Origin of the sequence: Streptococcus oralis (assembly GCF_002386345.1) — a bacterium.
In the GTDB taxonomy this organism is placed as follows: Bacteria; Bacillota; Bacilli; order Lactobacillales; family Streptococcaceae; genus Streptococcus; species Streptococcus oralis_S.
The window spans coordinates 1,987,082-2,001,629 of sequence record NZ_CP023507.1 but is presented as its reverse complement, the minus strand read 5'-3'; the positions used below and the strand labels follow the sequence as shown (position 1 = coordinate 2,001,629).

Below are 14,548 nucleotides of genomic sequence, written 5' to 3'. Positions count from 1 at the left end.
CATCTTTACCTGGCTTGTTTTGCTTCTTCTACAGATAAGAAAATCATCGGAACGATAATCAACACCATAGCTAAGGCCAAAAAACCATCCATGACCAATCCCAAAAAAAGAACACTTAATAAAGCTGAAGAGAGCGGTTCGCTAGCACTCACCACCGATACAACCAGCGGAGAAACGAGTGACACAGCCTTCATAGATAGGAAGAAGGCAAAAGCAGTACCAAAAACGGCAATCGTCAGACAAATCAGCACACTTACCAGATCCACTTGAAAACTTATCCGATAAATAGGGTAAAGGAAATTACTAAAGAGACCTGCCAGAATCATCCCCCAACCAACAGTGGGGACAAAACCATAGTGGCGTGCAAAGCGTTGGGGAAGAATAACATTAAACATGACCCCTACTGCACTGAGTAGACCAGTCACTAGAGCCAAGGGTGTCATGGACAACTGGGACAAGTCCCCTTTTGTGGCCATCAAAAAAACACCTAGCATGGCAATCAAAACATAGAGAATCGCTGTAATCGAAGCCTTCTTCTGGTAGACAATGCGATTGTAAAACAAAATAAAAACTGGACTGATAAATTGCAAAATTGTCGCCGTCGTCGCATTGGAATACTCAACGCAGAGATAGAAGAAAAACTGCACAGAAAAAATACCTAGAATAGCATAGGCTAAAAAAGGTAGATAATTTTTCTTATCACGCCAGATGTCCAACAAGCGGCTACGCAACTGAAAAGCAGATAAACCTAAAACCAAACTCCCTGCTACTAGTAAACGCATAGAAGTAATCCATCCAGAAGACACTGGATAATGAGTGAAAAAATACTCTCCTAAAATCCCACAAATCCCCCAGATTAGGCCTGAGAGTAGCGAGTATACTGTCCCCTTAACAATCTTTTTCTGATAATGATTCATATTATTATTGTAACACGAAACCAACAAAGAAAAAAGTAGCAACAAGGAGAAATTACTAACCTTGCTACTACTCTTTCTTAACGATTAAATAGACGTGAACGTCCTGAAGAACCACTTTGAGTATTTCCACTCGAACTTGAACTTCCAGAGCTACTGCTTGAACTTGAGCTTGGAGGAGTCACTGCTGGAACGCTTCCTAGAATATTCTTCCATGCGTTCAGATAATCTGCATCGCTTCCTCCAATAGCAAAGCGATAGGTGGTCACTGGGGCGCCTTCCTTAGTCGCCCAGTAGCTCGTTACTGTTGATCCAGAAACTTCTATTTCTTTCCCATTGATGGAAACCTTGCCTGGTTTTTGCCCTGTAGATCGGAGAACTTGCGACTTGGTCACACTTGGATCCAGATTAAAGCGCTCATTCCCCCATATTCCAGGTTCAGCTTGCTGGATAGCATTGACCAAGTGGGCCATATAGTTGGCATTGCGGTAGTGGCCTGCTCCTTTGGCTAGTGGTCGGTTGTCATCGTGACCTAACCAGCCACCCAAAGTCAAGCGAGGTGTAGAAAGCATAAGCCACATATTTTCATCTTCATTGGTCGTACCAGTTTTTCCGATCCAGTCAGCACGAGCTAGGGATGGATTGATAGTCGTCAAGTCCGTCTGGAAACTTGAGGTAATCCGAGATGAGATAACATCTCGAAGGAGACTTTGCATGATGGTTGCTGTCGCTTTTGAATAAACTTGGACAGGCTCATCCTTGTGCTCGTATACCAGTCGGCCATCCGTTGATTCGATCTTCGCGATCATATGTTTCTTATGGTAAACTCCGTTGTTGGCCAGAGTTTGATACCCGTTGGTATGCTGGGCAACTGTAACGTCAATCCCTCCACCCATCGGTAAACTTTCAATCCCATATTCTGGGATTTCGTAACCCATTTTTTCCATATAGCCTTTGACATCCACACCCTTCTCTCGAAGCGTACGATACGTCCAGTAGGCTGGGATATTCCATGAGTAGTTAAGAGCTTCTCCCAATGTCATCATGCCTGTACCAGGACTATTGACATACATGATGGGATTTCCATTTGAGAAGTTGGTAGGATAGTTTGATAAGATACTTGCACTTCCCATCAAACCTTGGTCAATAGCGATACCATAGGCCAATATAGGTTTTGTGGTTGAAGCTGGAGAACGCTTGGTATCGATAGCGTGATTGTTCTGATTTTCTTGATAATTACGACCACCAACAAATCCAAGGATAGCTCCCGTTTGGTTGTCCATGAGGACATTCCCCACCTCAGGCTGGCCTGTCGAATCATCTAGCAGATAGCCGTAGGTCGCAACCGCATTTTGCATCGCAGCATGAACATTTTTATTGATAGTTGTCGTAATCTTATATCCACCATTTTCAATTTCCTTAGTGGCTAAATCACGATAGGATTTCTGAATGGACTCATTCTTTAATTCTTGCGCAGAAACATTATCTCGTTGGACGAGGTAATCATACATGCGGTCAGTAGCTTCTGCCAAGGTTGCATAGTAGAGATAGTCACGTGAAGTACCACTAACACTACCTGATGGTAGGAAGTCTTTCTTAAAGTCATAATCTTTGTACTTATCGTAGTCTTCCTGACTTAGAGCCCCTGTCCGGTACATGTTGTAGAGGACATCCTTGGCACGCTTGATTCCCAGAGCCATATCCTCATCACTCTTCATACTACCATCAGATTCATAAGGAGAATAACTGATTGGACTCTGTGGCAATCCTGCGATAAAGGCTGCTTGAGGGACCGTTAAATCCGAAGCATTGACCCCAAAGATTCCTTCTGCAGCCTGCTGGGCACCTGCAATATTTTGACCTTTATGATTGCGACCAAAAGGAGCTATGTTAAGGTAGGTTGTCAAAATCTCATCCTTACCCATGGCCCGCTCTAAAGCAAGAGCATCAATAATCTCTTTAGCCTTACGAGCTAGAGTTGGAGCATCCCCCACTACTTGTTGCTTGATGACCTGCTGGGTCAAGGTCGAACCACCACTAGACGAACCTAGACCGACAAAGGTTCCCAAAGTCGCACGAATAACGGCCTTAGGCACAACTCCCTTGTGCTCATTGAAATGCTCGTCCTCTGTCGCAACAATGGCTTTCTTAAGGTTATCTGAGATAGCATCTGAAGCGACTGAAGTGCGCAATAAATCGCCCTCGATCGAGGCAATGGTACTGCCGTCAGAATAAGTGATTTCTGAGATAGAGGCAATATCCTTCACTTGCTTGACCAACTCTTCTGCTTGAGGCACCTGGGCCTTGTCAAATAGAGCGACTCCATAACCTATAGCCACACCAGCGCCAAACAGTCCACCGATAAAGCCTAAGATAAAGAGAGTGTTAAAGACTATTTTAAACCCACTCAAAACCTTAGCAAAAATAGACCCTGCCCTTCTAACTTTATCAGAAGAGATCCCCTTTTTACTGGTTTTCTTATTAGCTAGTTTTTCTGCTAGTCTTTTCTTCCATTTTGCAATTCGTTGTATTAGCTGCTGGAAAAAATGCAGCATTTTTGTTTTTAATTCATTAATTCTTTCTTTCATGAATGTCCTCGCTTTCTCTATTATACCATAAAAGGGAAACTTTCAATAAAATAGCCACTTTCTTCCCTATTCCACTAGGCTATTAATCAAGTTTGTGATACAATAGGTAGAAACAATATTTTATAAAGGAGAAAAGACACATGCACATTTTTGATGAGCTAAAAGAGCGTGGTTTGATTTTTCAGACGACTGATGAAGAAGCTTTGCGCAAAGCCCTAGAAGAAGGTCAAGTTTCTTATTATACTGGCTACGATCCAACTGCTGACAGCCTTCACCTCGGTCACCTTGTCGCAATCTTGACAAGTCGTCGTTTACAACTAGCAGGTCACAAACCTTATGCGCTCGTTGGCGGTGCTACAGGTCTCATCGGAGATCCGTCCTTCAAAGATGCTGAGCGTAGTCTCCAAACAAAAGACACAGTAGAGGGCTGGGTCAAGTCTATCCAAGGACAACTTTCTCGTTTTCTTGACTTTGAAAATGGTGAAAATAAAGCTGTCATGGTCAACAATTACGACTGGTTTGGCAGCATCAGCTTCATTGACTTCCTCCGTGATATAGGGAAATACTTCACTGTCAACTACATGATGAGTAAGGAGTCTGTAAAAAAACGGATCGAGACAGGGATTTCTTACACAGAGTTCGCTTACCAAATCATGCAAGGGTATGACTTCTACGTCCTTAACCAAGAGCACAATGTAACCCTTCAAATCGGTGGTTCTGACCAATGGGGAAATATGACTGCAGGTACCGAATTGCTTCGTCGTAAGGCTGACAAGACTGGTCACGTTATCACTGTGCCACTCATCACAGACGCAACTGGTAAGAAATTTGGTAAATCAGAAGGAAACGCAATCTGGCTCAATCCTGAAAAGACTTCCCCATACGAAATGTACCAATTCTGGATGAATGTTATGGACGCTGACGCTGTTCGCTTCTTGAAGATTTTTACCTTCTTGTCACTGGACGAGATTGAAGACATCCGCAAACAGTTTGAAGTAGCTCCACACGAACGCTTGGCTCAAAAAGTCTTGGCTCGTGAAGTCGTGACACTTGTTCACGGTGAAGAAGCTTACAAGGAAGCCCTCAATATCACTGAGCAACTCTTTGCTGGAAACATCAAAAACCTTTCTGTCAAAGAACTCAAACAAGGACTTCGTGGGGTGCCAAACTACCAAGTACAGGCAGACGAAAACCACAATATCGTGGAACTCCTCGTGTCATCTGGTGTGGTGAACTCCAAACGCCAAGCCCGTGAAGATGTTCAAAATGGAGCTATTTACGTCAACGGCGACCGCATCCAAGACCTTGACTATGTCTTAGGAGATGCAGATAAGTTAGAGAACGAACTCACTGTTATCCGTCGCGGGAAGAAAAAATACTTCGTTTTAACCTACTAAAACATTTAAAACTGTCAACATAAATTATCGAATTTTAAAAACTAAAAGGAGTTGTCTCATTTGAGAATAACTCCTTTTAGTTTTTATAACCTCAGCTCCTCGGTCTCTTACCTACTTTTAATAGAAAGACTACGAAGGACGATTCTTAAAGTAGTCAGATTGTGCAATATCGAAAGATTAGATGGGCTTAACCAATTTAACAACCCAAATCCAATTAAACTTCCATTTATTACAACTGTTTCTTGAATATTTCTTTGTATTAATTTCTGTAACGATTCAGATAAAGAATTCAATTCCTCGAAGAAATCCAAGCGATTATCTAACAATAAGATATCACTCATTTGCTTAGAAATATCTGCACTCTCATTCATCACCACACCGATATCTGATAGGGTTAGAGCAGCTGAGTCATTCAATCCATCCCCAACCATCAAAATAGTGTGACCTGCTCTCTGCAGTTTCTCTACTAACTCAAACTTCCCATCAGGTTTCAAGTCTGTATAGACTTGATCAAAGGGCAAATCTTTTACTAATTCCTCTGTCCTAACCAGGGTATCCCCTGTTGCCAGAATCAATTTTTTCCCTTGTGCCTTAAGTTTCTCCAAGGCTGCTTTTGCTTCTTTTCTCAAAGGAGTATGGATGCAGAACATTCCAATCAATTCATTCTGATATGCTAAGAATAAGAGATTGTAGTGGCTCTTATACTCTTCAATTAAAGCATTTTGTTCCGAACTGATATGAATCTGCTCATCCTGCATCAAGACATAATTCCCAATAACAACTGGTTGGCCATCGATATAGGACTTAATTCCCTTGCTTGCAATATATTGGAGTTTCCCATGCATTTCCTCATGTTCAATTCCCTCTATCTCAGCTTGCTTGACAATGGCATTAGCGATAGGATGATAGATGTGTTCTTCAAGACAGGCACTTATTCTTAAGATTTCTTCCTCACTATAGTCTCCAAAAGGTAACACCTTTTCAACTATAGGATAGCTAGTTGTGATTGTCCCAGTCTTATCAAATAAGAAGGTATCGACTTCCAGATATTTCTCCAGAACATCCCCATCCTTAATCACCATTTCACGATTCAACCCCTCCTTGATAGCTGTCAAATAAGCTACAGGAGTAGAGATTTTCAAAGCGCAGGAGAAATCGACTAATAGGAAAGAAATAGCCTTAGAAAAAGAACCTGTTAATAGGTAAGTTAGCCCAGCCCCCAAGAAATTATATTTGACGACCTTATCCGCCATCTTGATGAAATAGCGTTGTTTCGTTTTCTTGTTTTCTTCAGATTTCTTCATTAACTCAATCAGTTGTAAAATCCGGCTGTTCATCTGATTATCGGTTACACGAATGCGTAACTCTCCAGTTTCTAATACTGTATTTGCACAAACCAAATCAGACTCTCTTTTTTCAACTGGAAAACTCTCTCCCGTCAAGGAACTTTCGTTGACCATACCTAAACCTGAAACTACTTGTCCATCAAACAGAATTTCATTTCCTTGAGATAGGACCAAGACATCTCCTATTTGAACATCGGAACTCTTGATACTAACAACCGTATCGCCCTGTACTAAGAATACGTCGCTCTCTTTTGCAAGAAGGCTTTGTTCTAAATCTGTTGCAGTTTTTTTCAAAGACCACTGATCTAAATGATTCCCCAAATCAAGCATAAACATGATATTGCTAGCTGTCTTGGATTGGTTCATAAACAAGGACAATAAAATCGCCGAACAGTCCAAGACTTCCATCGTTAGTTCCTTACGCGCTAGTGTTTGATAGGCTTCTCTAATATAACCCAAAGCCTGATAACAAGTCCATATATAGCGAATAGGATACGGCACAAAACTACGAAAAAGTACACGCTTAATCGCTGCACCTGAAACAATAGAATAAGCACTCTCTTCTCTACGAATGGGAAGAGTCATCAACTCAGAAACTTTCCCTTTATCAATTCTTTTTAAAAAGGCTTCTGCATTATCTAATACAGAAAAGCCTTCTTTTATGCGTAGAGTAAAGTGCTGTTGATCCATGTAAAACTGGATAGACTCAATCCCCTTTTCATCTCTCGCCAAGGAACGAAGATAGTCTTGAATATCCAAGGTGAGTGAAAAAGAAGATGATAGTCGGATATGTTGGTATCCTCTATGTAGCACTTTAAAAGACATATTATTCTCCTATAAGGCTATCTAATTGCTCTTCTTTTTTCTCTTGCTCGTACAAATATTTGGCATCTTGCAAGACATCGTCTCCATGTTGTTTCACAACAGAAACAGATGCATCTAGCCCGTCTTTCAACTTGTAAGCCTTAGCCAAAGCTTTAGAATAACCTTTTTTAGCTTCCTTACTTGCCAAGATTTTCAAACCAAGGGTACCAAATGCGACACCACCCAAAAAGAGTGATGATTTTTTCGCAACTTTTGCAACGGTTAATACTTCTTTTAACATACTTAATTCCTCCTTATCATTATTATATAGAAATTTAGATATAAAAGCAATTTTATTCTATAAATTGGAGAATTAGTTTTATTTCTACTGAATCTCCCATCTACTTATTTCTAAAGTTGCTTTCATTTGCCTCTTTTGATACACTTAAACTATGAATACAAACCTCAAACCCAAACTTCAGCGTTTTGCTTCTGCGACTGCCTTTTCCTGCCCTATCTGCCAAGAAAATCTGGCCTTGGTAGAGTCTAGCCTCAAGTGTAGCAACCGCCATTCTTTTGATCTGGCAAAATTCGGCTATGTCAACTTGGCTCCGCAAATCAAGCAATCTGCCAACTACGACAAGGAAAACTTCCAAAACCGCCAGCAAATTCTTGAAGCTGGTTTTTATCAGGCTATTTTAGAAGGTATCTCGGACTTACTAACAACTAATCCATCCGCAAAAACAGTCTTGGATATCGGTTGTGGCGAAGGTTTCTACTCTCGTAAACTCCAAGAAAGTCACTCTGATAAAACCTTCTATGCCTTTGACATTTCAAAAGACTCGGTCCAAATCGCAGCTAAAAGTGAACTCAACTGGTCAGTTAATTGGTTTGTCGGTGACCTGGCTCGACTTCCTATAAAAGACGCCAGTATGGATATCCTGCTCGACATCTTTTCACCTGCCAACTATGGGGAATTCCGTCGCGTTTTATCCAAAGATGGCATCTTGATCAAGGTCATCCCGACTGAAAATCACCTCAAAGAAATCCGTCAAAGGGTACAAGACCAGCTGACAAACAAGGACTATTCCAACCAAGATATCAAGGAACATTTCCAGGAATACTTCAGCATCCAATCTATCCAAATAGCTTCCCTAACCAAACCCATCACAGCCGAGCAACGCCAAGCTTTACTTAGCATGACCCCCCTTCTCTTTCATGTTGACCAGACCAAAATTGACTGGAGTCAACTGACAGAGATTACCATTGAGGCAGAGATTTTGGTTGGGAAAGCACTGTAAATAAAACTTTCAGATAAGACAAAACCCGCACCTCTTCTTGAGGCGTGGGTTTAAATCACGATTTTTCAACTGTCTATCCGAAAAGTGGAAAAAATTTTAACCTCTCCATTTATTTTCGATTCGAAATGACAAATTTATCAATGAATAATAAGTGAAATGAGGCAAGTGTAATCCCCAAATAGCACCCATGATAAGAGATTTCTTGATGGGTAAGTGGAAAAAGAGTACGATTCCCCATCGAGAGTGATGACAAAACCACAAATAGTATCCAAAATAAATCAGTCCATTTATATTTTGAAAAATATTTTTTCCACATAAAAACACCTTCTTTCTTCACCACAATGCTATTATAATACAAATTATAAGCGGATACAAGAAATACGAGGCCATCAACTACGAAGAATCATGAGACTGAAATACAGTAAAAAGCAGTATTTCTAAAACTTCAACGTATCTATGATTTATCTCTTTTTAGACCTGATTGGCTAAAATCCACATCATTCAAAAAAGCGAATTTCAATTGAAATTCGCTTTTTTTACAAAGTGATTAGTATAAATTTTGTATCTTAGTTCAAGTGCCAGATATCTTCGTTGTACTGAGCGATTGTACGGTCAGATGAGAAGAATCCTGCTTTGGCAATGTTAACGATGACTTTATCCAACCATGCGTCGCGGTCTTCGTAGTCAGCAAGCATTTGCTCTTTGACTTTAATGTAGTCTTCCAAGTCAAGGAGAGTCATGAACCAGTCTTTGTTGATCAATTCGTTGTAAAGACGTTCCAAGCGTTCTTTCTTGCCTACTGCAAGAACAGCGTCACTCACGATGAAGTCAACTAATGGTTTGATAGCTTTACGAGCGTAGAATTCGCTTGATTTGTAAGCTGCTTTTGCGTAAAGGTCGATAACAGTTTCTGAATCTTCACCGAAGATGTAGATATTTTCGTCGCCAACCAACTCAGCAATTTCCACGTTAGCTCCGTCCATAGTACCAAGAGTCAAAGCTCCGTTCAACATGAATTTCATGTTACCAGTACCTGAAGCTTCTTTAGAAGCAAGTGAGATTTGTTCTGAGATATCACATGCTGGGATGAGGAAGCTTGCTGCAGTAACGTTGTAGTTTTCAACCATAACCACTTGCAAGTGTGGAGCTACTTCTGGATCATTTGCAATCACTTCTGACAAGCAAAGGATCAAGTGAATGATGTCTTGGGCGATTGTGTAGGCAGGAGCTGCTTTACCACCAAAGAAGACTGTGATTGGACGAGCAGGGATGTTACCAGCCTTGATATCAAGGTATTTGTGGATGACATACAAAGCGTTCATTTGTTGGCGTTTGTACTCGTGAAGACGTTTGATTTGGATATCAAAGATAGAGTTTGTATTGATTTCCACACCTTGGTGATCTTTCAAGTGACGAGCCAATTTACGTTTGTTGTGAGCCTTGATGCTTTCCAATTTTTCTTTGACAGCTGCTTTGTCTTCGTAAGACAAGAGTTTTTCAAGCTCATCTGCTTCATGGTGCCATCCCTCTCCAATAATCTCATCCAAGTAGTGAGATAGTCTTGGGTTGGCATGCATGAGCCAACGACGGAATGTGATACCGTTTGTTTTGTTGTTGAATTTTTCTGGGTAGATGTCGTAGAAAGCTTTCAACTCTGAATTCTTCAAGATTTCAGTGTGGAGTGCTGCCACCCCGTTTACGCTGTATCCATAGTGGATATCCATGTGAGCCATGTGTACACGGTCGTTTTCATCAATGATTTGAACAGCTGGATCTTTGTATTCTGCCTTCACACGACGGTCCAATTCTTCGATGATTGGTACCAAGTGAGGAACCACTTCTTCCAAGAATTCAAGAGGCCATTTTTCAAGGGCTTCAGCAAGGATTGTGTGGTTAGTGTAGGCAGTCATGCTACGTACGATTGAGATTGCTTCATCAAGCTCGATACCTCGCGCAGTCAAGAGACGGATCAATTCAGGAATCACCATTGATGGGTGAGTATCGTTGATTTGTACAACAGCGTAGTCTGCAAGGTCATGCAAGTTGCTTCCTTTTTCGATTGCTTCGTCGATGATCAATTGCGCACCGTTTGAAACCATGAAGTATTGTTGGAAGATACGGAGCAATTCACCTTGCTTGTCGCTATCGTCTGGGTAAAGGAAGAGAGTCAAGTTGCGAGCGATATCTGTCTTGTCAAAGTTGATACCATCTTCGATGATAGAAGAATCAACTGAATCCAAGTCAAACAAACGCAAGCGGTTTTTAGTAGCTGTCTTGTAACCAGGTACATCAATATCATAAAGGGTAGATGTCAATGTGAAGTGTGCAAATGGCACTTGGTAGCTACGGCTTGAGCGTACCAACCAGTTTTGCTCTGTCAACCAAGCGTTAGGAATTGTTTCTTGTTGGTTGTTTTTAAGAACTTGTTGGAAAAGACCGAAGTGGTAGTTCAATCCAACACCGTCACCATTCAAACCAAGTGTAGCGATTGAGTCGATAAAGCAGGCTGCCAAACGTCCCAAACCACCGTTACCAAGTGATGGTTCCAATTCTACTTCTTCGATTTCGATCAACTCTTTACCTGCAGCTGCAAGCTCTTTTTTAACTTCGTCATAAAGACCAAGGTTAATCAAGTTGTTTGACAAGAGTTTACCGATCAAGAACTCAGCTGAGATGTAGTAAACCTTTTTCTTACCAGTGTTAACTGGTTTTTGGCTGCTTGCAAGCTTGCTGTAGTTAAGAAGAGCAAGGTAAAGCTCTTCATTGCTACATTCTGCAATGGTTTTATTGTAACGTTTTTGTACAAATTCGTTTAATGGTAACATGTTTATGTGTCTCCTGATAATGTCTTATTTCTTTAATTCTACCAAATTTTCATTGATTCGGCGATAAATTGTAGTCAAGTCAAGCAAAGTTTCTTCAACAGCTGGTGTGAGTTGGTCTGCTGTCATACGCCATGACCAGTTTCCGCCAAGAGTAGATGGGAAGTTCATACGAGCTGACTCATCTAGTTCTAGCAAGTCTTGCATAGTTGCAATAGCCATGAAGCTAACAGATGAAAAGACTGTGCGAAGCATTGCGTGTGGCACTGTTTCGTACTCTTTACGGTTCGTGTAACGAGCCATGTATTCACGAGTTGGATCGTCGATTTCATTACGGTACCAACCAAGAACAGTGTTATTATCGTGTGTTCCTGTGTACATAACAGAGTTGGCAGGTGCCAAGTGTGGGCTATCGATACTTTCATCTTCTGGGTTGAAGGCGAATTGAAGAATCTTCATTCCTGGGAAGCCAGTACGTTCACGCAACTCGATGACTTCATCTGTCATGAAACCAAGGTCTTCTGCGATGATGTTTAGCTCACCAAGCTCTTCCTTAACGGCTGCAAAGAGTTTGTAGCCTGGACCTTTCACCCATTTACCAGGTGCTGCTGTATCGGAACCAGCAGGAATTTCCCAGTAAGATTCGAAACCACGGAAGTGGTCGATACGAACGATATCGTAGATCTTGAAGCTTTCGCGCAAGCGTTCAACCCACCATTTGTAACCGTCTTTGTCCATTGCTTCCCAGTCATAGATTGGGTTGCCCCAAAGCTGACCAGTTGCAGAAAACTCATCTGGTGGGCATCCTGCGATGCAAGTTGCTTTACCATTGGCATCTGTCTTGAAGAGATGTGGATTTGCCCACATGTCGCTTGAATCTTCCGCTACATAGATAGGCATGTCCCCAACGATTTCGATGTGGTTGTCGTTAGCGTAGGCTTTCAATTTCAACCATTGTTGGAAGAAGAAGTATTGAGTCACACGGTGGTAAACCAACTTGTCTGCCAATTTCTCACGGTAGCTTTCAAGTGCTGAAGCTTTACGAGCACGAGCATCTGCATCTGGCCATTCTGTCCAAGCAAGATTGTCAAAATGCTCTTTGATCGCCATATATTCTGCGAAGAGTTCAAGCCATGATTGGTTGTCTTGAGCAAACTTCTCAAAATCTTTGACATCTCCCACTTCCAAGAAGCGTTTAACTGCCTTCTCTAAAAGCGGACGACGTGCGTAGTAAATCTTCGCATAGTCAACTTCAGATGCATCGCTACCAAAGTCAACACCTTCAAGGTCACTGGCTTCGAGCAAGCCTTGCTCTACCAAGATATCAAGGTCGATAAAATGCGTATTTCCAGCAAAGGCTGAGAAGGATTGGTATGGAGAATCTCCATAGCTTGTTGTCCCAAGAGGGAGGATTTGCCAGTAACGTTGCTTCGTACGAACCAAGAAATCAACGAAATCATAGGCAGTCTGGCCAAATGATCCAATCCCGTATGCTCCTGGCAGAGAAGAGATGTGCATCAACACACCACTTTGACGTTTTTTCATAATAGCACCTCATGTGTTTGTTATAAAACGTTGCGCAATTAAGGCGCAAACGTTTGCGTTAATTTAAGTATAACTCATTTCAAAAACAAATGCAAGCGTTTTTAAAAAATTTTTTTGAATTATTTTAATCAAACAAAACTTGGTGCCACTGATATTTTATGAAATAAGCGAAAAAATTTTAAAGATTTTCTGATTTAAGATAATTCATTCCCAATATCTGCTCTATTTTCTGAAAAACCGAGCCGAATTTACGCAATCGTTTTCCTAATATATTTTCCATTCAAGAAAAACAAACATTTTAAGTTCTTTCCTATACAAAGGCTTTAATAAATGTTTGAAACCTTAAAATTTTTTTAAAATTTTTGCTAAAAAAGCTTGCAACCGTTTTCTATTTGTGCTATACTAAGTTCGTAAAAGAAAACGTTTGCGTTTTCTCATTAAATTATTTTTGTTATTCTTTAGGAGGAATACACTATGTCATCTAAATTCATGAAGAGCGCTGCTGTGCTCGGAACTGCTACTCTTGCTAGCTTACTTTTGGTAGCTTGCGGAAGCAAAACTGCTGATAAAGCAGCTGATACTAGCTCATCTGAAGCAAAAGAAATCACTTTCTACGTTGAAGACCAATACAAAGCCTACGCTGAAAAAGTTGCTGCAGCTTATGAAAAAGAATCAGGTACAAAAGTTAACATCAAATCAGGTGACCAACTTGGTGGACTTGACAAACTTTCTCTTGACAACCAATCAGGTCAAGCTGCTGACGTTATGATGGCACCATACGACCGCGTAGGTAGCCTTGGTACTGACGGACAACTTTCAGAAGTTACTTTGAGCGACGGCGCTAAAACAGATGATAAGACTAAATCTCTTGTAACAGCTGCTGACGGTAAAGTTTACGGTGCTCCTGCCGTTATTGAGTCACTTGTTATGTACTACAACAAAGACTTGCTAAAAGAAGCTCCAAAAACTTTTGCTGAATTAGAAGAACTTGCTAAAGACAGCAAATACGCTTTCGCTGGTGAAGATGGCAAAACTACTGCATTCCTAGCCGACTGGACAAACTTCTACTACGCATACGGACTCCTTGCTGGTAACGGTGGTTACGTATTCGGACAAAACGGTAAAGACGCTAAAGACATCGGTCTTGCAAACGACGGTTCTATCACAGGTATCAACTACGCTAAATCTTGGTACGAAAAATGGCCTAAAGGTATGCAAGATACTGAAGGTGCTGCAAACTTGATCCAAACTCAATTCCAAGAAGGTAAAACAGCTGCTATCATCGACGGTCCTTGGAAAGCTCAAGCATTCAAAGATGCTAAAGTAAACTACGGTGTTGCTACTATTCCAACTCTTCCAAATGGTAAAGAATACACACCATTCGGTGGTGGTAAAGCTTGGATCATCCCATCAAGCACTAAGAACCTTGAAGCTGCACAAAAATTTGTAGACTTCCTTGTTTCAACTGAACAACAAAAAGCATTCTACGATGCAACTAACGAAATCCCAGCTAACACTGAAGCTCGTTCATACGCTGAAGGTAAAAACGATGAGTTGACAACAGCTGTTATCAAACAGTTCAAGAACGCTCAACCAATGCCAAACATTTCTCAAATGTCAGCTGTTTGGGATCCAGCTAAAACAATGCTCTTTGACGCTGTAAGTGGTAAAAAAGATGCTAAGACAGCTGCTAACGATGCTGTAACATTGATCAAAGAAACAATCAAACAAAAATTTGGTGAATAATTGAATTCGTTACAAGGGGGGAGAATACAAATCCCCCTTTGATTTTATAAATTTACGAATGATTGCAGTTGCCTATCTAGTGATT

Annotated in this window: 10 protein-coding genes; 3 read left to right on the top strand and 7 right to left on the bottom strand. The window is 41.0% G+C overall.

Annotated features, from left to right (window positions below):
• Positions 1-5 precede the first annotated feature (5 nt).
• Both CO686_RS09915 and pbp1b read right to left on the bottom strand, forming a co-directional pair.
• Positions 6-917: a DMT family transporter gene (locus CO686_RS09915; RefSeq protein ID WP_096753775.1), complete on the bottom strand. Its 912-nt coding sequence runs from the start codon at positions 915-917 to the stop codon at positions 6-8.
• Positions 918-994: 77 nt separating this feature from the next.
• Positions 995-3,502 carry a penicillin-binding protein PBP1B gene (gene pbp1b / locus CO686_RS09910; protein WP_096753774.1) on the bottom strand — a complete coding sequence of 836 codons (2,508 nt, stop codon included), beginning with the start codon at positions 3,500-3,502 and terminating at the stop codon, positions 995-997.
• 140 nt (positions 3,503-3,642) lie between these two features.
• Here pbp1b and tyrS point away from each other — a divergent pair, with 140 nt between their 5' ends.
• The gene (tyrS, locus tag CO686_RS09905; protein ID WP_096753773.1) at positions 3,643-4,899 is read left to right on the top strand and encodes a tyrosine--tRNA ligase; all 1,257 of its coding nucleotides are present in this window, start codon (positions 3,643-3,645) and stop codon (positions 4,897-4,899) included.
• Between the two features lie 107 nt (positions 4,900-5,006).
• On the opposite strand, the gene CO686_RS09900 is transcribed toward tyrS, so the two are convergent.
• The gene (locus CO686_RS09900) at positions 5,007-7,070 is read right to left on the bottom strand and encodes a heavy metal translocating P-type ATPase (protein WP_096753772.1); all 2,064 of its coding nucleotides are present in this window, start codon (positions 7,068-7,070) and stop codon (positions 5,007-5,009) included.
• 1 nt (position 7,071) lies between these two features.
• Positions 7,072-7,350: a DUF6110 family protein gene (locus CO686_RS09895; RefSeq protein WP_000910910.1), complete on the bottom strand. Its 279-nt coding sequence runs from the start codon at positions 7,348-7,350 to the stop codon at positions 7,072-7,074.
• A gap of 151 nt (positions 7,351-7,501) precedes the next feature.
• On the opposite strand from CO686_RS09895, the gene CO686_RS09890 reads away from it, so the two are divergent.
• On the top strand, positions 7,502-8,350 hold the full coding sequence (locus CO686_RS09890) for a putative RNA methyltransferase (RefSeq protein ID WP_044020094.1): 849 nt from the start codon (positions 7,502-7,504) through the stop codon (positions 8,348-8,350).
• 109 nt (positions 8,351-8,459) lie between these two features.
• Here CO686_RS09890 and CO686_RS10520 read toward each other — a convergent pair whose 3' ends face one another.
• The 3 genes from CO686_RS10520 to malQ all read right to left on the bottom strand — a co-directional run bounded on the left by CO686_RS10520 (position 8,460) and on the right by malQ (position 12,717).
• Positions 8,460-8,666: a hypothetical protein gene (locus CO686_RS10520; protein ID WP_009013759.1), complete on the bottom strand. Its 207-nt coding sequence runs from the start codon at positions 8,664-8,666 to the stop codon at positions 8,460-8,462.
• A 250-nt stretch (positions 8,667-8,916) separates the two neighbouring features.
• Positions 8,917-11,175, bottom strand: coding sequence for a glycogen/starch/alpha-glucan family phosphorylase (gene glgP, locus CO686_RS09880; RefSeq protein WP_096753771.1), 2,259 nt, complete (start codon positions 11,173-11,175; stop codon positions 8,917-8,919).
• A 24-nt stretch (positions 11,176-11,199) separates the two neighbouring features.
• A complete protein-coding gene (malQ, locus tag CO686_RS09875; protein WP_049478973.1) occupies positions 11,200-12,717 on the bottom strand; it encodes a 4-alpha-glucanotransferase in 1,518 nt (505 codons plus the stop codon).
• A gap of 474 nt (positions 12,718-13,191) precedes the next feature.
• Here malQ and CO686_RS09870 point away from each other — a divergent pair, with 474 nt between their 5' ends.
• Positions 13,192-14,463: an extracellular solute-binding protein gene (locus tag CO686_RS09870; protein WP_049478972.1), complete on the top strand. Its 1,272-nt coding sequence runs from the start codon at positions 13,192-13,194 to the stop codon at positions 14,461-14,463.
• Positions 14,464-14,548: the final 85 nt, after the last annotated feature.

What these genes read in the sequence shown, in the direction of transcription:
- CO686_RS09915 (WP_096753775.1), bottom strand. Translation starts at nt 917, where the DNA reads ATGAATCATTATCAGAAAAAGATTGTTAAGGGGACAGTATACTCGCTA.
- pbp1b (WP_096753774.1), bottom strand. Translation starts at nt 3,502, where the DNA reads ATGAAAGAAAGAATTAATGAATTAAAAACAAAAATGCTGCATTTTTTC.
- tyrS (WP_096753773.1), top strand. Translation starts at nt 3,643, where the DNA reads ATGCACATTTTTGATGAGCTAAAAGAGCGTGGTTTGATTTTTCAGACG.
- CO686_RS09900 (WP_096753772.1), bottom strand. Translation starts at nt 7,070, where the DNA reads ATGTCTTTTAAAGTGCTACATAGAGGATACCAACATATCCGACTATCA.
- CO686_RS09895 (WP_000910910.1), bottom strand. Translation starts at nt 7,350, where the DNA reads ATGTTAAAAGAAGTATTAACCGTTGCAAAAGTTGCGAAAAAATCATCA.
- CO686_RS09890 (WP_044020094.1), top strand. Translation starts at nt 7,502, where the DNA reads ATGAATACAAACCTCAAACCCAAACTTCAGCGTTTTGCTTCTGCGACT.
- CO686_RS10520 (WP_009013759.1), bottom strand. Translation starts at nt 8,666, where the DNA reads ATGTGGAAAAAATATTTTTCAAAATATAAATGGACTGATTTATTTTGG.
- glgP (WP_096753771.1), bottom strand. Translation starts at nt 11,175, where the DNA reads ATGTTACCATTAAACGAATTTGTACAAAAACGTTACAATAAAACCATT.
- malQ (WP_049478973.1), bottom strand. Translation starts at nt 12,717, where the DNA reads ATGAAAAAACGTCAAAGTGGTGTGTTGATGCACATCTCTTCTCTGCCA.
- CO686_RS09870 (WP_049478972.1), top strand. Translation starts at nt 13,192, where the DNA reads ATGTCATCTAAATTCATGAAGAGCGCTGCTGTGCTCGGAACTGCTACT.